General features: G+C 66.8%; 17 protein-coding genes. 14 read left to right on the top strand and 3 right to left on the bottom strand.

Annotated elements, in window-relative coordinates; genetic code table 11:
* Positions 1 to 29: 29 nt before the first annotated feature.
* Positions 30 to 869 carry a GntR family transcriptional regulator gene (locus HBE64_RS13025; protein WP_167102612.1) on the bottom strand — a complete coding sequence of 280 codons (840 nt, stop codon included), beginning with the start codon at positions 867 to 869 and terminating at the stop codon, positions 30 to 32.
* 197 nt (positions 870 to 1066) lie between these two features.
* Here HBE64_RS13025 and HBE64_RS13020 point away from each other — a divergent pair, with 197 nt between their 5' ends.
* The 11 genes from HBE64_RS13020 to lysA all read left to right on the top strand — a co-directional run bounded on the left by HBE64_RS13020 (position 1067) and on the right by lysA (position 14114).
* Complete coding sequence (locus tag HBE64_RS13020; protein WP_167102609.1) at positions 1067 to 2707, top strand: ABC transporter substrate-binding protein; 1641 nt, start codon at positions 1067 to 1069, stop codon at positions 2705 to 2707.
* 7 nt (positions 2708 to 2714) lie between these two features.
* Positions 2715 to 3683 (top strand): ABC transporter permease, encoded by a 969-nt coding sequence (locus HBE64_RS13015; RefSeq protein ID WP_167102607.1) that lies wholly within the window; start codon positions 2715 to 2717, stop codon positions 3681 to 3683.
* A complete protein-coding gene (locus tag HBE64_RS13010) occupies positions 3680 to 4588 on the top strand; it encodes an ABC transporter permease (protein WP_167102604.1) in 909 nt (302 codons plus the stop codon). The genes HBE64_RS13015 and HBE64_RS13010 overlap by 4 nt, the downstream gene beginning before the upstream one ends.
* Entirely contained in the window at positions 4585 to 5574 is a 990-nt protein-coding gene (locus HBE64_RS13005) for an ABC transporter ATP-binding protein (protein WP_167102602.1), read from the top strand. Before HBE64_RS13010 ends, HBE64_RS13005 begins: the two co-directional genes overlap by 4 nt.
* 5 nt (positions 5575 to 5579) lie before the next feature.
* Positions 5580 to 6620, top strand: a complete 1041-nt coding sequence (locus tag HBE64_RS13000) for an ABC transporter ATP-binding protein (RefSeq protein ID WP_243841649.1) — start codon at positions 5580 to 5582, stop codon at positions 6618 to 6620.
* Positions 6604 to 7788, top strand: a complete 1185-nt coding sequence (locus HBE64_RS12995; protein WP_167102596.1) for a M20 family metallopeptidase — start codon at positions 6604 to 6606, stop codon at positions 7786 to 7788. The genes HBE64_RS13000 and HBE64_RS12995 overlap by 17 nt, the downstream gene beginning before the upstream one ends.
* A 29-nt stretch (positions 7789 to 7817) precedes the next feature.
* Positions 7818 to 9263 carry an APC family permease gene (locus HBE64_RS12990; protein WP_167102593.1) on the top strand — a complete coding sequence of 482 codons (1446 nt, stop codon included), beginning with the start codon at positions 7818 to 7820 and terminating at the stop codon, positions 9261 to 9263.
* 63 nt (positions 9264 to 9326) lie between these two features.
* Entirely contained in the window at positions 9327 to 10691 is a 1365-nt protein-coding gene (locus tag HBE64_RS12985) for an aspartate aminotransferase family protein (RefSeq protein WP_167102589.1), read from the top strand.
* Positions 10688 to 12100 carry an FGGY-family carbohydrate kinase gene (locus HBE64_RS12980; protein WP_167102586.1) on the top strand — a complete coding sequence of 471 codons (1413 nt, stop codon included), beginning with the start codon at positions 10688 to 10690 and terminating at the stop codon, positions 12098 to 12100. The genes HBE64_RS12985 and HBE64_RS12980 overlap by 4 nt, the downstream gene beginning before the upstream one ends.
* Positions 12097 to 12819, top strand: coding sequence for a glucosamine-6-phosphate deaminase (locus HBE64_RS12975; protein ID WP_167102584.1), 723 nt, complete (start codon positions 12097 to 12099; stop codon positions 12817 to 12819). The genes HBE64_RS12980 and HBE64_RS12975 overlap by 4 nt, the downstream gene beginning before the upstream one ends.
* A 20-nt stretch (positions 12820 to 12839) precedes the next feature.
* Positions 12840 to 14114 carry a diaminopimelate decarboxylase gene (gene lysA / locus HBE64_RS12970; protein WP_167102581.1) on the top strand — a complete coding sequence of 425 codons (1275 nt, stop codon included), beginning with the start codon at positions 12840 to 12842 and terminating at the stop codon, positions 14112 to 14114.
* Here lysA and HBE64_RS12965 read toward each other — a convergent pair.
* On the bottom strand, positions 14097 to 15659 hold the full coding sequence (locus HBE64_RS12965) for an MFS transporter (protein ID WP_167102578.1): 1563 nt from the start codon (positions 15657 to 15659) through the stop codon (positions 14097 to 14099). The two genes, lysA and HBE64_RS12965, sit on opposite strands and share 18 nt — an antisense overlap.
* A gap of 16 nt (positions 15660 to 15675) precedes the next feature.
* Positions 15676 to 16371: an LppX_LprAFG lipoprotein gene (locus tag HBE64_RS12960; protein WP_167102575.1), complete on the bottom strand. Its 696-nt coding sequence runs from the start codon at positions 16369 to 16371 to the stop codon at positions 15676 to 15678.
* Positions 16372 to 16458: 87 nt separating this feature from the next.
* Between HBE64_RS12960 and HBE64_RS12955 the strand changes: the two genes are divergently transcribed.
* The 3 genes from HBE64_RS12955 to HBE64_RS12945 all read left to right on the top strand — a co-directional run bounded on the left by HBE64_RS12955 (position 16459) and on the right by HBE64_RS12945 (position 23589).
* Positions 16459 to 16944: a GNAT family N-acetyltransferase gene (locus HBE64_RS12955; protein WP_167102572.1), complete on the top strand. Its 486-nt coding sequence runs from the start codon at positions 16459 to 16461 to the stop codon at positions 16942 to 16944.
* A gap of 10 nt (positions 16945 to 16954) precedes the next feature.
* Positions 16955 to 17554: a riboflavin synthase gene (locus HBE64_RS12950; protein WP_167102569.1), complete on the top strand. Its 600-nt coding sequence runs from the start codon at positions 16955 to 16957 to the stop codon at positions 17552 to 17554.
* A 230-nt stretch (positions 17555 to 17784) separates the two neighbouring features.
* Positions 17785 to 23589 carry an Ig-like domain-containing protein gene (locus HBE64_RS12945; RefSeq protein WP_167102566.1) on the top strand — a complete coding sequence of 1935 codons (5805 nt, stop codon included), beginning with the start codon at positions 17785 to 17787 and terminating at the stop codon, positions 23587 to 23589.
* Positions 23590 to 23628 lie beyond the last annotated feature (39 nt).

Below are 23628 nucleotides of genomic sequence, written 5' to 3'. Positions count from 1 at the left end.
GGCGAAGGCATACCCATCAGCCGGGCCGATCAACACTGTGGTGAAGACAGCGGGGCCACAGACCAATTGGACAGTTCCGAGGGGCCCAGGATGCGGTGCCGGGTCTGGCCGGCGGTGTAGAACGTGAACTTCGTGGCGCGGTAGCACTGCTCGAAGCAGTCGAAGGCCTTCCCATCGGCATCGAAGCTGACGCCGCGGACCCGCACGATCGGATCGGCGGTGCCCACCCCGAGATGGCCGGCCTCCCAACTACTGGGGGTGTCCACTTCGATTGCCTGCTCGGTGTATTCGTCGGTGAGCTGGTAGCGCTCCTCGATGAAGCGGTACAGCGACCCGCCTGCCGACAGTGCCTCGTGGTCGATCGCCGGGACCCGGCTCAGCGGAAGGACGGCGCGCTCGAGGATGATGTCGGCGCTGCCGAGGCTGCGTTTGCGCCAGATCTCCCAGACCGGTTGCCCGGCGTCGACACTGAGTGCGGTGGCGATGGCGGTGCTCGGCAATCCGACACCGATGGAGATCAGCGAGGTGATGACCTTCGGCGGGTCGCCGTCCTTGTCGAGCAGGGTGTGGAGCAGCTCGCCGGGACGGGTCGGGTCACTGGCGATGCGGGGTTCGGCGACGAACGTGCCCAGCCCCTGGCGGCGGGTGATCTTTCCGGCCCGCTCCAGTTCGTCGAGCGCCCGGCGCACGCTGATGTTGCTGACCGCGGCGATCTCGGCGAGTTCGGCGGCGGACGGCAGGCGGTCGCCGGGTTTGAGCCCGCGCTCGGCCATGATGCGCAGCACCAGGTCGTAGACGTGCTGGTAGCGCAGCTTGCGGTCGGCCGGAGCCGCAGGGGGGCTTGCCGAGCGCTTCGGCTTGGTGGCCATCGTCACCGCCTTTCGCTAGCGGGGGAGTCATGTGAATGCTAACTATGCGGTGCAGGGAACGTGGCTGGTAACACCACTGCGATCTGCTCATTCCGAGCCGGAAAGAGAAAAGAGCTGGAAACAATCCGGCAATCGCTCGGCAATGACCGACACTCATACTACTGTGTATACAAACTGGTGTCGGGAAGGGTTTTCACATGGCCGAGATGGATCGTCGCAGCTTCTTCCGGACATCGGCGGTGGTCGCCGCCGCCCTCGGCGGAGCCGCCGCACTCGCGTCATGCGCTCCGAAGACGGCGACCAGTACGGTGCTGCGCGTCGGGTCCACGACTGACATCGACTCGCTCAACCCGTTCACGGCCGCCTCGACACAGTCCTACGACGTCTTCCAACTCGTCTACGACAAACTGATGGACTACGACGCCCAGCTCAACATCACACCGTCACTGGCCACCGCCGTGGACCGCAGTCCCGACGGTAAGACCTTCACCTACACCCTGCGCTCGGGCGTGAAATGGCAGGACGGCAAGGACTTCAGTGCCGACGACGTCATCTTCACCTTCCTGTTGGTGCGGGACAACAGCTACGGCACCTACGGCGCCTACTTCAAGGATCTGACCGACGTGACCAAGGTCGGCGACGGCCAGGTCCGCCTGACTTATGCGCAGCCGCAGACGCTGGAGCCCGGCATCATCATGCCGATGGTGCCGAAGCACCTGTGGGAAGGCGTCGCCAAGGACGACCTGCCCAAGTACGCCAACGACAAGCCGGTCGGCACCGGACCGTTCAACTTCGTGTCGTGGCAGAAGGGCAGCGTTGCCACGGTCACCAGGAACGACTCGTGGTGGGGACCCAAGCCCGCCGCCGAGAAGGTCACCTGGACGAAGTTCGGCTCCGACGACGTCGTCACCCAGGCGCTGCGCACCGGCGACATCGACATCGTCTCCGAAGTGCCGCCCACCATCTACACCGGTCTGCAGAATGCCTCGGACGTGAAAACCACAGCGATGGAATCGTTCTCGTTCCACATGATCGGCTTCAACTGTTCGACTGCTCCCGGCTCGAAGGGCAACCCGATCCTGAAAGACCAGGTGGTGCGCCAGGCGCTGTCCTGTGCCGTCAGCCGCCAGCAGCTCGTCGAACTCGCCCTGGCCGGTTACGGGGAACCCGGAGCCGATCTGCTGCCCCCCACCTTCGGTGACTTCCACTACGTCCCGGGCCCGGACGCCGTCCTCGACAACAACCCGGCCAAAGCCAAGCAACTCCTTGACGGTGCCGGCTACACCGACCGCAACGGAGATGGCATCCGGGAGGCGAAAGACGGTGCGCCACTGGAGTTCCGGCTTCTGGTGATCGCCGACACCACTGTCGACATGAAGGCCGCCGACCTGTTCGTCTCGGCGGCCAAGGCCGTCGGAATCAACCTGAAGCTCTCCAGCACCGACGCCGACAGCATGAGCGCCACCGTCTACAACGCCGAAACCCCCGACTGGGACATCATGGTGTGGGGCTGGGACTCGGAGTTCTACGACCCGTCCTATCTGCTGGGCATCCCGACCACCGATCAGATCGGCGGCAACAACGACACCTTCTGGACCGACCCGCGCTACGACGAGCTCTACGCCCAGCAGAAGACCACCGTCGACCGCGCCGCCCGGGTCAAGCTCGTCCAGGAGATGCAGGCGATCCACTATGCGGCCTGCCCCTACATCGTGATGTGGTACCAGAAGAAGCTGACCGGCACGCGCACCAACACCTGGACGGGTTGGCAGCCAATGAACGGTGGCATGATCCTGAACTTCCCGCGGGTGAACTACCTCGACGTGAAGCCGGCCTGACAAGTCGATGCTTCGGTACCTGACCCAGAAATTCTCCTACCTGGTGTTCACGCTCATCGCGGTGGTTGCGACCAATTTCGTTCTCTTCCACCTGATGCCGGGAGACCCGGTCACCCACATCGCCCGCGGCCAGCACCTGGACGCCGAGGCCATCGCACGACTGCGCAGCTACTACGGCCTGGACCAGTCGATGGCGTCGCAGTTCCTCACCTATCTGCAGAACCTGCTCAAGGGCGACCTCGGCTTCTCCTACACCTACCAGGCGTCGGTCGGACCGATCGTGGTGAAAGCCCTTGGCAATACCCTGATCCTGGTGACCATCTCGACGTTGCTGGTGATCATCCTCGGCGTGCTGATCGGGGTGTTCGCCGCATCGCGGCGGGAATCGCGTGCCGACCGCAGCCTCGTCATCGGGTCGCTGGTGTTCTGGAGCCTGCCGACATTCTGGGTCGGCATGTTGTTGATCTTCGTCTTCGCGGTGACGCTGGGCTGGTTCCCCATCGCCGGGATGTACACCGCCGACGCGCTCTACCCGACGATGTTCACCCGGATCGCTGATCTGGCGCGACATCTCATCTTGCCGACGGTGGCGATGGTGCTCGTCGACATCGCACAGTTCGTCCTGATCACCCGCAGTTCGCTGTTGGCGACCCTGTCAGAGGACTACATGACCACCGCGCGTGCCAAGGGCCTGAGCCCGCGCCGGGTGCTGTGGCGGCACGGCGTGCGCAACGCACTGCTGCCGGTGGTCACCGCGACGACGCTGTACGCCAGCGCCACGGTGGGCGGCACCATCCAGGTCGAGACCGTGTTCTCCTGGCCCGGCATGGGTCAGCTGATCTACCTATCGGTGATCAGACGCGACTATCCCGTGATGGAGGCCTGCTTCCTGATCTTCGCCGTCGTGGTCGTGGTGGCCAACTTCGCCAGCGACATGGTGTACCGCGCCCTCGATCCGCGGGTGCGGCTGACATGACCGGACCGATCCCCAACCTGGAGCCCGAGCCGGCCGCCGCCCACGTCACCGGGGGATGGCGCGGCGTCGTTCGACAACTGGTTGCCGACCCGATGGGCCGAACCGGCTTGCTGAGTGTCGCCGTTGTGGTGTTGGTGGCGATCATCGGACCGTTGCTCGCCCCGTATGACCGCACCGACGTCGCCGGGTCGCGATCCGGAATCCTGCAGCCGCCCAGTGCCCTTCACTGGCTGGGCACCGACGAACTCGGCCGCGACGTGCTGCGCCAGGTGCTGGCCGGAACGTCGGTGTCGTTGGAGATCGGTCTCATCGCCACCCTCATCACGGTCCTGATCGGGACGCTCGTGGGTGTTCTGGCCGGCTGGTTCACCGGATTCGTCGACGCGATGCTGATGCGGGTCACCGACTTCTTCCTGGTGCTGCCCAACCTGCCGTTGATGATCGCGCTCGGCGCCATCATCGGCCAGAGCCTGCCGATGATCGTGCTGGTCATCGCGATCACCAGTTGGCCCAGCACGGCCCGCATTGTGCGTTCGCAGGCTTTGGCGTTGCGCGAACGGGAAGTCGTGGCGCGGGCCAGGACTGTGGGGCTGTCGTCGGTGGGAATTCTGTGGCGGCTGATCCTGCCCGGCGTCCTGGCGTTGGTGATCGCCAACGCGGTCCTGGTGATCGCCGGGTCCATTCTCGCCGAGGCGACGTTGTCGTTCCTCGGGCTGGGCGACCCCATCCGGACCTCGTGGGGCCAGATTCTGCACAACGCGTTCGCCGCGGGCGCGGTCGGAAACGGCAACTGGTGGTACTTCCTTCCGCCCGGTGTCGGGATCGTGCTCGTGGTCCTCGCGTTCTCGCTGATCGGGCAGAGCCTGGAGCGCATCCTCAATCCCCGGCTGGCGGTGGCCGAATGACGCTTCTGTCGGTTCGCGACCTCAGCGTCAGCTACGGCGCCGGAGAGTCGGCGGTCCGTGCGGTCGACGGCGTCGACCTCGATGTCGGCGCCGGCGAGGTGGTCGGTCTGGCTGGTGAATCCGGTTGCGGTAAAAGCACACTCGCGCTGGCCGTGGCGCAGCTGCTGCCACACGGCGCGACGGTGACCGCTGATGAACTCAGTTTCGCCGGTACCGATCTGCGGGCGGTGAACGACGTGGAGTTGCGGTCGCTGCGCTGGCGACGTCTCGCGTTGGTCTTCCAGGGGGCGATGAACGGATTCAACCCGGTCATGACGATCGGTGACCAGGTCGGTGAGGCCATCCGGGCGCACGAACCCGGCACCAAGCGGCGCGTGGTTCACGACCGGGTCGCCGAACTGCTCACCCAGGTCGGCATCGCGCCGAATCGGGCTGCCGATTACCCGCACCAGCTCTCCGGCGGTATGAAGCAACGCGCGATGATCGCGATGGCGCTGGCTTGTGGTCCTGATCTGGTGATCGCCGACGAGCCGACCACCGCGCTCGACGTCATGACCCAGGCACAGATTCTGGAGCTGATCCGGGGGCTGGCCGACGAACTCGGACTGGCCATGCTGATCATCTCCCACGACCTCACCGTCCTGGCCGAGCTGTGCGACCGGGTCGCGGTGATGTACGCCGGCCGCATCGTCGAATACGGACGCGCCGAGGCCATCCTGACCGCCGGAGCCCGGCCCGCACACCCCTACACCCGACGCCTGCTCGACTGCTATCCGCGTCTTGACGCCGGCCAGGCGTCCATCAGTGGAATCCCCGGCAGCCCTCCGAATCTCGCCCATCCGCCGGCCGGCTGCCGGTTCGCCGACAGGTGTACCGAGACTCTGTCGCGCTGCGTCGTCGACGATCCCGCGCTGCGCCCGGTGTCCGAGTCGGGTCATGTCGCGGCATGCCATCTGCTCCAACCGGTGGCGGGGGTGACCCGGTGACCGAGATGTCGTCGCGGCCGGTGACCGCCGAACTTCGCGACCTGCGGGTGCATTTCCCGGTGCGCCATGGGCGCACCACGCTGACCGCGCGTGCCGTCGACGGCGTCGATCTGACCGTCCACGAGGGGGAGATCGTCGCCCTGGTGGGTGAATCAGGCTGCGGGAAGACGACTATCGCGCGCACCCTCATGCGGCTCGTCGATGCCACGTCGGGCACGGTCTCGGTCGCCGGCACCGACATCACGCACACCAAGGGCCGAACACTGCGCCGCTTGCGGCACAACTTCCAGATGATCTTCCAGGATCCGTTCGAGAGCCTGGCGCCCAATGCGACAGCATTCGACGTCGTCGGCGAAGGTCTGGCCGTCCACCGCCCGGACCTCGGTGCAGCGGCGCGGGGCACAGCAGTGCTGGCAGCTCTGGAGAAGTGCGGGCTGAACCCGCCCGAGGCCATCGCCGATCGGCGGATCTTTCAACTCTCCGGCGGTCAGCGCCAGCGCGTCGCGATCGCGGCCGCCCTTGCCGTCGAGCCGCGGTTGCTGGTGGCCGACGAGCCGGTGTCGATGCTAGACGTGTCGTTGCGCGCCGGAGTGATTCGTCTGCTCCTCGACATGCGCGAAAAGCTGGGAATTGCAATCCTGTTCATCACCCACGACCTGGCGCTGGCCGGTGTGTTCGCCGACCGTGTCGCGGTGCTGTATCTGGGGCAGGTGGTGGAGCAGGGAGCCGCCGCCGAGGTCATCGGTACGCCCCGGCACCCCTACACCCAGGCGTTGGTCGACGTGATGCCCAAAGCAGGCGGCGGCCGGCGCAGTTCGCGCGCACTTCTGACCGGCGAACCACCGAATGTCACCAATACCGATCCCGGTTGCCGGTTCGCCCCGCGCTGCCCGCTGCGCCGCCGGCTCGGGGAACCCGAACGCTGTCGGGCCGAGCAACCGGTGCTGCGCATGGTCGCCCCGGAACATGTTGTGGCCTGTCATTTTTCCGAAAGCGAAGTATCACCAACCCCAAAGGAGAACACACCAGATGACCGTCACTCGTGAGGAAGCGATCGAGTTGCTCGAGGCCATGGTGAAGATCGACTCGGTGACGCCGTGGCTCATCCCGGGCGGCGCCGGCGAGGGTGAGGTGGCCGCTTTCGCGCGCGACTGGTTCACCGAACTGGGACTGGAGGTGACGCTCGAGGAGGTCGAGCCGGGCCGGCCCAACGTGCTGGCCTGGCTGCGGGGCAGCAAGCCCGGGCCGACCATCTGCCTGTCCGCGCACAGCGACACCGTCGGCTACGAGAACTGGGCCGACCGCGCCCTGCGCCCGGTGATCGACGGCGATCTGATGATCGGGCTCGGTGCCGCCGACGACAAGGGTGGCTGTGCCGCGGCGATGCTCGCGGTGCGCGAATTGGTGCGCTCTGGAACGGAACTGGCGGGCAACATCCTCGTCGCTCTGGTGATCGACGAAGAAGGTGTCAGCATCGGCACCGAGCACCTGGTGGCCCACCACGCCGACGAGATCGACTACGCGATCAACCTGGAACCGGAAGGCTCCCGGACGATCTTCGGTGAGCACCAGGGCTTCGGATGGATCGACATCATCGTGCACGGGGTCCCCGCACACGGCTCGGCCCCGGACAAGGGCGTCGACGCCATCGTCCACATGGCCGAGGTTCTGACCAGGCTGCATAAGCTCGACGAGACGGTGTGGAAGCCCAATCCCGACCCGAAGAACGGGCGGACCGTCTTCCACACCGGAACCATCAAGGGCGGCACCGACTACGCCACCTACCCCAACCAGGTCGTCGTCGGCATCGAGATCGGCACCCAGCCGGGGGAGACGCTGGCCAACCGGGTCACCGAGATCGAGGAGATCTTCACCGAGGTCGCCAAGACCGACCCGAAGTTCCGCGGCGAGGTCAAGGTCCGGCTGGACCGCGACCCGTTCACCGGAGAAGGCAACGGTGCCCTGCTCGATGCCCTTGCCGACGCCACCGAGGAAGTGAACGGGGTGCGCTCCCCAATCACCGGATTGAACGCCTGGACCGACGCGGCGCTGTTCCAGAGCGCCGGCATCCCCACCGTCTTGTTCGGGCCCGAAGGGGGCAACTACCACGCGGCCGAGGAGTGGGTGTCGATCCCGGATCTGATCGCCACCACCGAGATCCTGCGCCGCGCCCTGGTGACCCTCATCGGCTCCTCGGTGCCGACGGCGCAGTGACCACCGATATCACGAGGAGATGACTGTCGATGACCGCTTCAGCTGACAACACCGCCGGTCGCGGCTTGCGCTCGGGCGCGCTGCGCGCCGTCGACGTGGTGGTGATGGCTCTGGCCAGTTCGGGGCCCATCCAGAGCGTGGCCGTCTCGCTGGCCGCCATCCTGGCCACCGTGGCCTACGCCGGCTTCGTGCCGATTCTCATCTGTTTCGTCCCGATGCTGGGCATCGCACTGGGGTACCAGCGCCTGCATGCGTGGCAGCCCAGCGCGGGTGCCACCTACACGTGGGTGGGCCGGGTGCTCAATCCGCACGCCGGATTCTTCGCCGGCTGGATCATGTTGCTGTACTACACAGTTGGCACGACCAGCCTGACCATTCCCCTCGGGAGTTACCTGCTCTCGTTCTTCTCCGACACCGCCGCGGACAACACGGTCGCGGTGGCCGCTGTCGGCACGGCCTTCGACCTGATCGTCACGGCGGTGGCCGCGTTGGGTGTGGCGTTGTCGGCCCGATTCCAATTGGCGTGGGCTATCTTCGAGTACGCGCTGCTGATCGGCTTCGCCGTGCTGGCCGTGGTCTTCATCGCGCACGGCCATAGTGATGTGGTCAAGCCGAGCGTCTCGTGGTTCACGATCGAGGGTGCGGGCGGCTTCAAGTCGTTGATCTCCGGTGTGCTGCTGGCGATCTTCCTGTATTCCGGTTGGGACACTGCGGCATACGTCGGTGAGGAGTCCAGCGGCCGAACTGCCGGCCGCGCCGCGGTGACCAGTGTCATCCTGCTGTTCGTCATCTACTCGGTGTCGGTGCTCGCATTCCAGGGCATCGCGCCGATGCAGGACATGCAAGACCACGCGGCGAACATCCTTGCGTTCGTGGGCGAACGGATCGGCGGTGGCGTCTGGGCCAACGTGATGATCGTCGCGGTGCTCGGCGGAACGCTGGCGTCGCTGCTCGCGGCGATCGTCAGTGCCTCCAGAATCGGGTTCGCCATGGGCCGCGATCGCGTCGTGCCGAGCTGGCTGGCCACCGTGAGCCCCAAGTACGGCACACCGTTGAACGCGACGATCCTGTTCGGTCTGCTGAACATCGCGTTTCTGTGGGGTTCGACCCTCATCGGCGCGGTGGGCGAGGCCCTGTCGAACATCGTCAGCACACTCGGGCTGATGGCGGCCATCTTCTACCTGCTCACGGCCGTCACCGCGATCTGGTGCTACCGGCGCCAGATCACCTCGTCGGCAAAGGATTTCGCCATCGGCGGTCTGATGCCCGGCCTCGGCGCGGCGTTCATGGCGTTCGTCGTCGTGTACTCGATCGCCTCGGGCTCGCTCACCGGGATCGAACTCGCCTTCGGCGTCGGTCTCGCGCTGGCAGGTCTGGTGCTGTCGGTCATCTCGGCCAAGGTCGGGCGGGCGCCGTTCTACACCGACCCCGGCGGCGGCGAGCCCATCCCGGATGCAGTGGGCGCACCGCGATGACCGGATGCGCCGACCCGACCCATGACCTTCCCACAATCTTCTGAAAGTGAAAGAGAATCTCTGATGCAATTCACCGACGCCTACGCGGCCCGGACGCCCGTCACCAAAGCGCTCTATGAGCGGGCCCGTCGCACTGTCCCCGGCGGGGCGGGGTCGACGGCCCGGCTTCCGCGCAACGGCTGGAAGCCCTATCCGATCTTCATGTCCGAGGGCACCGGGTCACGCCTGACCGATGTCGACGGCAACACCTATATCGACTATCTGCTGGGGCTGGGCCCGATGATCCTGGGGCACCGCCACCCGGTGGTCACCGAGGCCGTCAGCCGGGCGGTGCACGATCTGGGCACCTGCTTCGGGCTGCCCTACGAGCTGGAGATCGAGGCCGCCGAGAAGGTGGTCGCTACGGTGCCCGGGATCGAACAGGTGCGATTCACCAACTCCGGCTCGGAGGCGGTGGGCACCGCGGTTCGGTTGGCCCGCGCCACCACCGGGCGCCGCATCGTTGTCCGGTTCGAGGGCCACTACCACGGCTGGCAGGACACGGTGTACTGGTCGAATCACGTCGACCCGGTCCTGGCCGGGCCCGCCGACCATCCGCGTCCCGTCGCAATGGGGCCGGGCGTGCCCGCCGAACTCGAGGACACCCTGGTCGTGCTGACATGGAACGACCCGGACAGCTTCGTCGCGCTGATGGACAGCCGCGGCGACGAGATCGCCGCGGTGCTCACCGAGCCGGCGGTGTTCAACACCGGCTGCATCCTGCCCGAACCCGGATACCTGGAACTGCTGCGTTCCGAGACCCGCAAGCACGGTGCGTTGTTGATCTTCGACGAGGTGATCACCGGATTCCGGTTCGCCCGCGGCGGCGCCCAGGAGTGGTTCGGCGTCACGCCGGATCTCACCACGCTGGCCAAGGGGCTCGGCGGGGGATTCCCGGTGGCCGCAGTCGGCGGATCGGTCGAGGCGATGCACATGATCGCCGACGGCACCTACTCCCATTCGGGCACCTACAACGCCAACGTCGTGCAGTGCGCGGCGGTGTCGGCCACCATGGACGTGTTGGCCGAGCCGGGCCTCTACGAGCGGCAGCGGGCCCTCGGGTACCGGCTTGCCGCGGGCCTCAACGATCTGGCGGCCGAGCGCGGTCTGGACGCGTACTGCGAAGGGCTGGGCACGGTGTTCCAGCTGTGGTTCGCCGACGGGCCGATCCACAACTGGCGCGATGCGGTGGCCCGGGCTGACGAGCCCCTGTTCACCCGCTGGTATGAAGAGATGGTGATTCGCGGCGTGCTGTTCCATCCGCTGCAGTTCGAGAACCTGTTCGTCTCGCTCGTGCACGACGACAAGGACATCGACGAGACGCTGGAGGCGGCGGCCGACGCGCTGAGCGTGGTGGCCAAGACCCGCGCAGCCGCCTCCCGGTCGTGAGCGACGTCCCGGTTGTTCTGGGCGTCGACCTCGGCACGTCGGCGATCAAGGTCGTCGCGGTCGGCGAGGACGGTGTGGTCGCCGCCAGGGCGCGTTGTGGATACCCGACTGCACGGCCGGAAACCGGTGCGGCCGAACAGGATCCACGGGACTGGTGGCAGGCCCTGGCGGCCGCCGGGGACCAGGTCGCCCGCGAGGTTGCGCCACATCGATGGCGGGGAGTCGGCCTGAGTGCGATGCTGCCGACGCTCGTCGAGCTCGACGGTGACGGCTGGCCCGCCGGTCCGGCGATCACCTGGGAGGACGCCCGCGCCGAGGATCAGGCGGACGTCCTGCTGCAGCGGTTCGGCGACGAGGCCCTATACCGCATCACCGGCCAGCGGGTCGACGGGCGCTACCTGGGCCCGATGCACGCGCGGCTGCGTGCCCTGGGCCGTGCCGGTGTGACGGTCGCCGGCGCCAAAGATGTGTTGTTCGAACAACTCACCGGCCGGCTGCTCACCGATCCGAGCACCGCGGCGGGCAGCGCCGTGTTCGACATCGAACGCGGACAGTGGGACACCGGCCTCGCCGCGGCGGCAGGTATCACCGCCTTACCCGATGTCGCGCGGGCGGACTCGGCCGAGCCGCTGTCAGCCCGGTGGCGGGACCGATGGGGACTCGGGGATCTGCCGGTGGTGCTCGGTGCGGCCGACTCGGTGCTCGGCGCACTGGGGGTGGGTGCGGTCGACCACGGGGATGTCGGGGTGATCGCGGGTACTTCTGCGATCGTGCTGGGAATCTCGGACGAACCGACCCGGGATCAGCAGCTGCGCTACCTCGTGACGCCCCTGGCGGGGGACGGCTGGGGTCTGGAGATGGATCTGCTGGCGATAGGTTCGGCGTTCGACGCGGTTGCCCGGCTGTTCGGGCTGAGCGGTCCCGCCGCGCTACTCGACGCGGCGGGGTCGATTCCGCTCGAGCAGGCTCCGCTGTTTCTGCCCTACCTGGCCCCCGGCGAGCAGGGCGCACTGTGGGACCCGAGCCTGACCGGAACCCTCACCGGGCTTCGGCTCGGGATGGGCGTCGGCCATATCGCGCGCGGGCTGCTCACCGGGATCGTCGTCGAATTACGGCGCTGTATCGACATTCTGGCCGCTACCACCGGGCGCCACGGCCCGATCCTGCTCGGCGGTGGCAGCGCGGTCAGCCCGCTGATGTGGCAGGACCTCGCCGATGCGACCGGCCGCGAAGTGCGGGCGGACCCCCTGACCGGGGACCATTCGGCACTCGGTGCGGCGCTGTTCGCGGCCGCTGCGCTGGGCCGGCCGATCTATCGCACCGCCACGACGACGGTGGTCACACCTCGCCCGCAACGGCACGCCTGGTGGACCGAGGCGCTGGCCCGTCACGACGAGGCCAGGCGATGATCGTCAACATCGTCGACGAGGACGCGTTCGCCGCTGCCGCCGCCGACGAACTGCTCGGGCGGCTGCCACCGATTGCGCCGCGGTTGGGAGTGGCGACCGGCGGCACGCCGATGCGGCTCTACGACGAACTCGCCCGCCGCAGCAGGGCAGGTGAGATCGACCTGTCGTCGGCCGTCGTCGTCGCCCTCGACGAGTACGTCGGCCTTGGATCGGCCGACCCGCACAGCTACGCGGCCTACGTGCGTGAACGGATCGCCGAGCCACTCGGCATCGCTGCCGAGAATGTGGTTGTACCGCAAGGTGATTCACCGGATCCCGCAACCGCCGCAGCCGAATTCGACGCCCGGATCGCCGCGGTCGGCGGCGTCGACGTGCAGATCGCCGGTATCGGCGCCAACGGCCACCTGGGCTTCAACGAGCCGGGATCGCCGCTGGCGTCCACCACCCGCGTCGTGGCGCTCTCCGAGCAGACCCGCTCGGACAATGCGCGCTTCTTCGGTGGTCGGGTCGAGGAGGTTCCCCGCCACGCCATCACGCAGGGGCTGGCGACCATCTGCCGGGCGCGCGGCATCCTCCTGCTCGCCTCGGGCCGGGCGAAGGCGCAGCCGTTGGTGGCCGCGCTGCTCGGGCCGGTCGACGCCGCGGTGCCCGCATCGGTGCTGCAGAGTCATCGGGATGTCACAGTGATCGCCGACCACGCCGCTGCTGCAATGCTGTGACACCGACCCAGGAGCGATAGATGAGCATTCCGGAGGTGCTGGGCCTGTTCCCACCCGGCAGCGCTCTCGACGACGACGGGACTATCACGGTCGGCGGCTGCCGCCTCGACGAGCTCGCCGCCGAGTTCGGCACCCCGGTCATGGTCGTCGACGAGGACGCGCTGCGGGCCAAGGCCCGGGAGTATCTGGCCGCGTTCCGGGGCCTGTGGCCGCGCTCTGACGTCGCGTTCGCGTCGAAGGCGTTCCCGTGCACCGCGATCCAGCGGGTGATGAGCGAGGAGGGCCTGCACCTCGATGTGGCGGGCGGGGGAGAGATCGTCACCGCGCTGTCCGCCGGTGCCGATCCGGCCCGAATGCTGTTGCACGGTAACGCGAAAACCGACGAGGAACTCGAACTCGCGGTCGCCAACGGTGTCGGGTTGGTGGTGGTCGACAACTTCGACGACATCGACAGGCTGGAACGCATCGTGCCGGCCGGCCGGCGTCAGGGCTGCCTGGTGCGCGTCATTCCCGGTGTGCAGGGCAGTACCCACGCGGCCATGGCCACCGGGCACGCCGGCTCGAAGTTCGGCTTGCTGCCCGTCGACGCCCGCGCCGCGATCGAGACGATCCGTCGCAGTAGAGTGCTGCGCTGCGACGGCGTGCACACCCACGTCGGCTCGCAACTGCTCGACGCCACCCAGCTGGCTGCCGCGGTGGAACCGGTCGCCGAATTGGGTAGTTTCGACGTCTACGACTTCGGCGGGGGCCTCGGGGTGCGCTACACCTACGACGACCAGCCGCCCTCGGTGCGCGAGTACGCCGCGATGATGGTCGAGCGGGCCCGCGGCCTGGTGCCGGCCGGCGCCCGGATCATCGTCGAGCCGGGCCGCTCGATGACCGCCGCCGCGGCGTGCACCGTCTACCGCGTCACCACCGTCAAGCACGGCGAGCGTACCCACGTCGCCGTGGACGGCGGGATGGGCGACAACCTCGAGGTGTCGCTGTACGGCCAGCGGTTCGAGGCGACGGTGGTCGACCGGGTCGGTGGCGGCCGGCCCGTCACGGTGGTCGGCAGGCACTGCGAGTCGGGCGATCAACTGATCGACGTTGTGCCCCTTGATAATCCGGCTGTCGGCGACCTGCTGGCGGTACCGGTCACTGGGGCGTACTGCTACACGATGGCCAACCAGTACAACGGTGCGCGCCGGATTCCGGTGGTCTTCATCGCCGGCGGCAAGGCCCGCTTGGTGGTACGCCGGGACACCTGGGCTGACCTGTTGGCCCGCGATGTTCCGCTACCGCAGGGCGGCTAGCTCCTCGTCCTCGTCGGCGTCGGCGTGTGCCGTCTTGCCGCCGATGAAGACGGCCAGCGCGGCCCCGACCAGGCAGACGATCACGGTGATGGAGAAGATCGACCCGTACTGCATCGCGAATGCCTTACGGCCGTTCTGGGCGAGCTGAGCGGCGATCTCCAGGACGTTGGTGCCGGTAGGTTTCGGCATGGTCGCCATGATCTGGTTGAACCGGTACAGGCCCCAGGCGCTCAGCGCGGCAACGCCGATCAGCATGCCGGTCATCCGGGCGACAACCACCAGAGACGACGCGATGCCGTGCTGTGCGGCGGGAACCACCCGCAGCGCCGCCGACGTCAGTGGACCGATCACCAGCCCCAGTCCGAGACCGGCGACGGCGAGGTCGGTGCCGAGCACCGGCAGCGATACCGGGCCCAGGTGGTGGTAGGCGGTCATCACGTCGACATCCCATTTGGAGATCAGCCAGTAGCCGCCCGCGGCGATCAGCATCCCGACCGCCGCCACGATCCGGTCACCGATCCTGGTGGCGATCCAGCCACCCAGCAGGGCGCCGATGGGCAGCGCAAACAGGAAGTGCACCAACAGGAATACGGTTTCCTTCGGGTCCTTGCCCAGCACGCCCTGACCGAACAACTCGACGTTGACCAACGTCACCATCAGGGCCGCGCCCGCGCACAAGGACGTGCCCAGCGACGCCAGGAACGGGATGAACCGAACCCCGGCGGGCTCGATCAGCCGGGTCTTGGCGAAGCGCTCCCACACCGCGAACGCGATCGCCGCCACCACCGCGCCGAGCACGAGCGGCAGCCCGTAACTCGGCAGAATCTGCTTGCCGTCCGGCGACGGGTTGTAGAGCCCGATCACGGCCAGTCCCAGTGCGATGGCCAGGAGCACACCGCCGACGACGTCGACGCGCTCCGGATTCGAGCTGCGGTCGTGCGAGGGCAGGCTGAAGTGGATCAGCACCATGGCGATCACGGTCAGCGGCACGTTGATCCAGAACACGTCCTGCCACTTCGACAGGACCGTGACCACGGCGATGCCGTAGAGCGGGCCGAGCACGCTGCCCAGTTCCTGGGCCGCGCCGATACCGCCGAGGACGGCGGCCCGGCTGCGGGCTGCCCACAGGTCGGCGGCCAGCGCCAGCGTGACGGGAAGCAGCGCGCCGCTGGCCACACCCTGGATGAGCCGCCCGACGACCAGCATCGTCAGGTCGCCCGACAGAGCTGTCACCACCGATCCGACCGCGAAGGTGGCCAGGCTGAGCTGCAGGATGAGCTTGCGGCCGAACCGGTCCGACAGCCGGCCCAGCAGTGGCATCGCGGCGATGTAGCCCAGCAGGTAGACCGTGATGATCGGCGTGACCTGCTGGATCTTGTTCACCGGAATGCCGACGGTCTGCATGATGTCGGTCATGATCGTGACCACGACATAGGTGTCGAGGGCGCCGAGCAGAACGGCCAGGCTGCCCGCCCCGATCGCGATCCGTCGGCTCCGGCCGGTGTTGTCCGTCCGGTCCGCTGCGGTGGTGTGGGCGTCAGTCATTGAAATGCGGTGGCGATCAGACCGCGGGCTTGGTGACGGTGACCGGCTTGTCCCAGTCCGAGAGCGTCAGCTGGATGCTGTTGCCGTCGCTCGGGTCCACCTTGGCCTGCACGAGCTGGTGCGGGTCGCTCTTCTGGATCCATACCGTCGCGGGCACGGCACCGGTCGCCTTGACTTGGGGGATGAGCTTGTTGACGGCATCGCCGGTGACCTTGCCCGAGATCTTGACCGTGTCCACACCGTTGATGGTGTCACTGGCTTGAGACTTGGCGTCGGTGACGCTGGCCAGCATGTTGGCCAGGCCGCTGTCCGGGTTCAGGATCACCGAGGGGTCGTAGACGTCGGCGGCAGGCCCCATGTCGAGCCAGTTGTTCGGGGTCAGCGCCGCGTACAGCGTGCCCTCGAGCACGACCAGCTGGATGTCGACGTCAGAGCCACCCATCGAGATGGTGGAGTTACCCGAGACGGCCACACTGGGCACGTTGGTGAGGTCGCCGGTGAGCTTCTTGACCGGCAGCCCGTCGATCTTGCCGTTGACGGTGATCTCCAGGTGCGCGCTCTTGAGCGCTTTGGTGGTGGTGATGGACTGCTGTAGCAACCCCTGCGCATCGGGCAGGTTCTCGGCAGGCTTGGAGGAGCAGCCCGCGACGACCAGCGTGGCTGTCGAGAGCAGGGCGGCAAGGACGGCGAACATTCGGCGGCGCGTCGGCATAGCTGCATCGTAGTGGGTCGGCCGGACTCGACCTCATCGGCGATGCCGGGGTTGCCCAGTCGTGACCAGGTCGGTATGAGTGTGAGTATGGGCAGTGACCTGCAATTTCATCATGCCCCGGCTGGCACGGGTGAGGGTGCGGCGTTGGTGGCGGCGATGGTGGCCGAGATGCGTGATCTGTACGACGGACTCGACATCGAGGGCGAGAACATGCCGAAGGCGGGCGCGGCCGAGCTCGGCCCGCCCGGCGGTACCTATCTGGTGGGCTACCGCGACGGCCGGCCGGTCTGCGGGGGCGGGATCAAGCGGCTGCCCGACGGCGCTTGCGAGATCAAGCGCATGTACGTCGTGCCCGACGAGCGTGGCAAAGGGCTCGCCAAGGTGCTGTTGCAGGCGCTCGAGGATGCCGCGCGCGGGCTCGGCTACCAGCTCGCGAGGCTGGACACCGGTGCGCGGCAACCGCACGCTCAGCGCATGTACGAGGCGGCGGGGTACCAGCCGGTGGGCAATTTCAACGGTAATCCGGTGGCGATCTACTTCGGTGAGAAGCGGTTGGTCGCCGGCGGGGACTAGATTGAGGCCCGTGTTCACCGGAATCGTCGAGGAGCTGGGCGAGATTGTCGGCAAGGACGAGCTGGGCGATTCCGCCCGGTTCGTGATCCGCGGGCCCGTCGTCACTGCTGATGCGCGCCACGGCGACTCGATCGCCGTCAACGGTGTGTGCCTGACCGTTGTCGACGTGCTGCCCGACGGTCAGTTCAGCGCTGATGTGATGGCCGAGACCCTGCGGCGCTCCAGCCTGGCTGCGGTCGACGTGGGCAGCGCCGTCAACCTGGAGCGGGCTGCGGCCGTCGACAGCAGGCTCGGCGGCCACATCGTCCAGGGTCACGTCGACGGCACCGGCCACGTCGTCTCCCGGACGCCGTCGGAGCACTGGGAGGTGGTCCGCGTCGCGCTGCCGCCGGAACTGTCGCGCTACGTCGTGGAGAAGGGCTCCATCACCGTCGACGGAATCTCGTTGACCGTCTCGGGTCTCGGCGACGACTGGTTCGAGGTGTCGCTGATCCCGACCACGCTGGCGCTCACCACGCTGGGCAGAGCGCCGGTGGGTGCTCCGGTGAATCTTGAAGTAGATGTCATTGCAAAGTATGTTGAGCGGTTGCTCGGCGATCGCCTGCGCTGACCCATCCTTTGCTGTGAAGCCGACCCTGAGCACAACCACGCAAATTCACGGCGAGCCCCGTTTTGGGCGTTTCGCCTATAAAACTGCAGTTCAAGGGTTTTTCCGAAATTGAACCTGAGATTTGTCTTAGCCAAACGGTCGAGGCAATGTTAAGTTGCAGGGCGATGCGTGGCATGCGTCTCCCCGGTCGGGCGGGGTGACAGCAGTCACCCCGACGCGAAGGAGCTGCCGTGGCTGCCGCCAGCCCACGCAACCCGCGTCGGACCAAGGGCCGCCACCGCAAGCCCACCGTCATCGAATCGTCCAACTGCGCACACTGGTTGCGGGTTGGGACCGTCGGTATCGGGCTGGGTGCGGCGATCGCGAGCGGCCAGGGCATCGCGGCAGCGGCCCCGGATGACTCGTCGAACAGCGGCCCCGCCAAGGATGCCTCGGACACCGCGTCGACAGCCCAGCAGGGTTCGGCCTCGGGGAGTACCGCCAACAAGGCCGGCCCCAAGCGGCCGCCCACGACGAAGGTGTCCGGCCAGGCCGGCGACACGAACGACAAGGACACCCCGCACAAGGACACGGTCGGCGGTTCGAAGGCCGATTCCGGCCCTGACACCAGCGGCTCCACGGCCAGCGATCAGCCCGCCGCGGGCAGTTCGAACAAACGCGCCCAGCCGCAGATAAAGATCAAGCCCAACAAGACATCCGACGCCGATTCCCCCTCCTCGACACCATCGGCCCAGGCAACTCCGGCGACCGAACCCGCCGTCAAATCCGATAGCGGCACGACGGTCAACACCCCAGCACCGTCGGCGGCGGTGACGGCCGCCGAGCCCAGCACCACCGTCGCGGTCACAGCTGTCCCGGCGGTGGCTGCCGCCGTGTCCAACGCTGTTGCGGCGCAAACAGCCTCCACGCCAGTGGTTTTCACCAGCATCGCCGACATGTTGAACTGGGTGGGGCAGGGGTTGGAGGAGTCGCTCGCGCTGGCGATACGCAACACGCGTTCACCCAAAGGTGTGCACAGCCCGTCGGCGACCACCACAACCGGTCCGCCGGCGCCCGCTACGGCGACCGGGGCCCCCGAGGCTGCCGCTGTCACCCCGATCTCTCCCTCGGATGCGGTCGCGACGCTGACTGCCGCGTACAACGGCAACACGTCGGTCGAATCTCAGCACGAGGCAATGCAGTTCAGCCTCCAGCCGACAAACCTGGTGAACATCGTTCTGGCGCCCGTGATCAATGCCATCAGTCTTCTCGGCGACCTCGCAGAGTTGGGCACCGCGGTGCTCAACCGTGACGGAGTCGACGTTGTCGACGAAATCGGCGATGTCACAAGGGATCTCATCGGGATGATCCCGGTGGTCGGCCAGCCGATCGCTGCTGGGCTTTATCATCTCGCCACACCACAGGCCACCACCACCGCCGCTGCCACTGCCACTGCCACTGCCAGTGTCACGGCGGCTGCCGCCGCGGCGCCAGCTGCCGCCGCGACACCGGCGGTCGGGACGGCCGAGTGGTACTTCCAAGGTGTTCTGACGTGGGCGGTCAATCGGCTCGCAGGCTGGCCCGGTACGCCGGGAAAGTTCGTCGACATCACGAACAACCAAGTGGACCAGACACTCGACCAGGCCACCGCTCAGTTACAGAACCTGATCGACAACGCGATCGCAGGGAGTCCGGCGAGGTGGGTCAATGACCTGCTGGGCATCTTCGGCATGTTCTTCCAGTCCGCGATCCCTAATTACACGTTCACGAACACCCTTAATGCCTGGGGCGATTTCCTAAACCGGATTGTGCCGCCATTCACGATCGACTCCGGGGCGGGCACCTTCGGCATCATCACGGCGTACAAGATCATGGGTGCGGCGGTGGTCGGCACGGCCACGGTGCTCCAAGACATGCTCAACGGCGTCTACGACCCGGTCCAGATCGAGAAGGACGTCGTCAAAGCGACCACCGGCGCTGACAGTGTGGACATGACCGCGATCGCGCTGTCCGTCGGCTTCGGCGACGGCGGCGCTTTCAGTCACCCGGAACGCGCGTGGAACATCACGCTGCCCACGTGGACCGCCGATCAGGTGAACCCGTTCACGATCGTCACCTACGTCGCGCTGGTCGGGATCTACAAGCGCTTCCAGGAGATGGCCGCGCTGCAGACGTACACGACCAGCACGACCTACGAGAATGGCCTCCAGACAGCTGGTTTGACGCCCGAGACGGCTTCCGAGTACGCGTACGGCACGTTCCATGTGGTCGATCAGGCCGGTCGGCCGGTCAACTTCTTCGGGGTGTCTCAGGGTGGGACCTATACCTCGGCCTGGGGTGCTCAGGTCACGATCAACAACGCCGACGGTGGGTACTCGTACACGAATACGCTTCCGGGACCGGCGTTCTTTGCGGCTGGCGCGGCCGGCCAGTACGACACCGTCAACATTCCGGTGACGTCCGCGGACGGCGCCCCCTACACACTCACCTTCAAGATCAAGATCCTCACCGTCGCCAATACGCCGTTGCCGGGCACGAGTTTCACCACGAGCACGACCTACAACTCCGGCTACCCGAGCAAGGTTGCGGGTTCCGAGTACGCGTACGGAAGCTTCCACGCGGTCGATCAGAACGGCAATGCGGCGAGCTATTCGCCGGCCGCCGGGAACACCTACACATCCGCCTGGGGTGCCCTGGTCACGATCAACAGCGCTGGCGGTGGCTTCTCCTACACCCAGACCCTTCCCAGTTCCGCGTACTTCCACGCGGCCACCTCGGACAACCCGGACGACAGATACGACACGGTGCAGGTAACCGTGAAGGGCGCTGACGGCCAGAATTACCTGGTCACCCAGAAGATTCAGATCGTCGGCGGGACGAACGCCAACCCCACGGCGTCCCCGACCACGGGCGCCGCCGACGGTTTGGGCGTGGTGCGCGGCAGCGTCGGCGGCAGCGACTCCGACGGTGACCAGCTGACCTATTCGCTCGTCGGCTCGTCGGTCAACGGCCTGACCGGCAACTCCGCCTACACCAAGAACGGCGCCAACAACGGCGGCATCGTCACCCTCAAATCAGACGGAACCTTCACCTACGTCTCGACGTCGACGGCCGGCGCCACGCAGTCCTTCCAGGTGCAGATGACCGACGCCCACGGCGGCAGCACAATCACGACGGTCACGGTGCCCAACACCACCTCGCTCACCCCAGCCAACATCAATACGTCGACGCAGAACGTGGTGACAGGGTCGGTGCCGACGCCCGTCCTCGATACCGGAATGTTCACCTACACGCTGGGCGCCGCCCCGTCGAAGGGCACCGTCACGTCGTGGAACGCGGCCACCGGCGCCTTCACCTACGCCCGTGACCCGAATTTGGGCCATACGGTGACACCCGGTGACGTGGTGACGGTGATCGCCACCGATGCCAACGGCCGCACGGTCAGCATGAGCTTCGCCGTCAACCCGGGCATCGCCAACAGTGCGCCGGTGGGTGCCGGGCTCACCACCGACTCGCCCGTCGGTGCGCCGGTCTACACCAGTGTCGGAGTTCTCAACTGGTCCGACATCCAGCAGACGACCGGCACGCTTCACGCGACGGACCCCAATAACGACGCGGTGCATTTTGCCAGTGGTACGTACACCACGACCAACGGTGGTTCTGTCACGGTCAATGCTGACGGCACGTTCAGTTACACGATGGAAAAGGACGCATACGACGACGGGGCGCTGATCCACACCCACGATCCCTACTGGCACCACGTTGTCGGAGCGACCGATACGTTCACGGTCAACGTCAGTGACGACTTCGGTGGTACCACCGCGGTGACGTACGCGGTCCCGATCGCATCGCTCAACAAGGCGCCGACGTTGAGCGGTGGGGTCGCCAGTTCGAGCACGAGTGGTCTGGGTGTGGTGCGCGGCAGTATCTCGAGTGCCTCTGACGGTGACGGCGACACCGTGACTTACCGCCTGCTCAACACCAGCGGCGGCTCGGCGTACGGCACTAACGGCGGCATCGTGACGATGAGTGGCACGTCGTTCACCTATGTCCCGAAGGTGGGGGTCAGCTCGGATTCGTTCCAGGTGCAGGCTGATGACGGTCATGGTGGGGTCACCACGGCGACGGTCACGCTGAGCGGGCTGGGCACGCCGTCGCCGCAGACCAACACCAACGCGGCCGGCGGCGTCACCAACGGTTCGCTGAACGTCCCGGCCGGCGATACCGGTCTGGGGCTGACCTACAGCCTGGGTACCGGCCCGTCGAAGGGCACCGTGGTGGTCAACGCCGACGGCACCTACACCTACACGCGTACTGCCGGGCTGGGCCACACCACGACCCCGAACGATTCGTTCACCATCAATGCCACCGACGCCACCGGTAAGTCTGTGGTCATCGCCACGATCAACGTCGCTCCGACGGTGGCCAACACCGCACCGGTGGGTAACGGTGTGACCGTGGCCAGTTCGTCGCTGGATCGGATTGTGGGTCCGTACGACAAGCAGAGCACGTCGGGAACACTGAAAGCCCTTGATGCCGAAGGTGATTCGGTCACATGGGCTGCAGGCACCTACAACACCGCCAACGGTGGGACCATCACCGTGGCCGCCAACGGGTCGTTCACATACTCGTTGCAGAAGTATGCGTGGTTCGGGGTCTCGGACAGCTACTGGCACGACCACGCTGTGGTCGGCGACCCCGGTGACACGTTCACCGTCGCGATCAGCGACGCGTTCGGCGGCACCACCAACGCCACCTATGCGATCCCGATCGAGAAGCAGAACGCGGCCCCGACGTTGAGCGGAAGTATCGCAAGCTCGAGCACCAGCGGCCTTGGCGTAGTGCGCGGCACCATCTCGGGTGCCTCTGACGGTGACGGCGACACCGTGACCTACCGCCTGCTCAACACCAGCGGCGGCTCGGCTTACACGACCAACGGCGGCATCGTCACGATGAGCGGCACCTCGTTCACCTATGTCCCGAAGGTGGGGGTCAGCTCGGATTCGTTCCAGGTGCAGGCTGATGACGGTCATGGTGGCCTCACCACGGCGACGGTCACGCTGAGCGGGCTGAGCACGCCGTCGCCGCAGACCAACACCAACGGCGTGCCCGGTTCCACGAGCGGTTCGCTGAACGTCCCGGCCGGCGACACCGGACTGGGGCTGACCTACAGCCTGGGAACCGGCCCGTCGAAGGGCACCGTGGTGGTCAACGCTGACGGCACCTACACCTACACGCGTACTTCCGGCCTTGGTCACACCACGACACCGAACGATTCGTTCACCATCAAGGCCACCGACGCCACTGGCAAGTCGGTGATCATCGCCACGATCAACGTCGCCCCGACGGTGAGCAACAGTGCGCCTGTGGCGACGGTCAACGGCAGCTCCGGGACGGTCACGCTGTCCGGTCCGGGATCCAAGACCAACCCCAACGCGGCCGGAGTTCAGACGATCACCGGCCTATCGTTCGTCGCCAGCGACGCCGACTCCGACTCACTGCTGATCAACAACAAGTTCGATGGCACCGGCACGACCTTCGCCCTGGCCAGCGGCGGCACCATCGCCACCGCCAACGGCGGCACCGTGACCGTCAACTCCAACGGCACCATGTCGTACTCGATCAGCCAGAGCGCGGCCTACTTCCACGCCGCGGCCAAGATGGGGGCTACCGCAGCGCAAAAGACGGACTGGTTCAACTTCACCGTCACCGACGGCTACGGCGGCACCAGCACCGTCATGGTGGTCATCCCGATCTACGCCGAAAACAGGGACCCGACTACGAGCGCCGTCAAGGTCGGCAACAGCTGGACATCCATAAAGGCGACCGATCCCGATGGCGAGACGATCTCGACCACGAAACTCAGCGCCCCGCCCAGTGACGCCAACCCCGGCTCGGGCTACATCGTCTCCACCGGGGACTCCCTGACCGGCAGCCTCAACCTCGGCACCGCCGCCCTCACCAAGTTCTCCGGCTTTACCATCACCGTCTACGACGGGTACTGGAGGACCTCCAACGGCGTGGTGACCAGCACGCCGGGCCAGAAGCAGGTCTGATCCATCCTGTCGCGTACGTCACATCGCGCGTCTGGCCTG

The organism is Mycobacterium sp. DL592 (assembly GCF_011694515.1).
GTDB lineage: Bacteria > Actinomycetota > Actinomycetes > Mycobacteriales > Mycobacteriaceae > Mycobacterium.
This window is presented reverse-complemented; position numbering and strand designations above follow the sequence as displayed.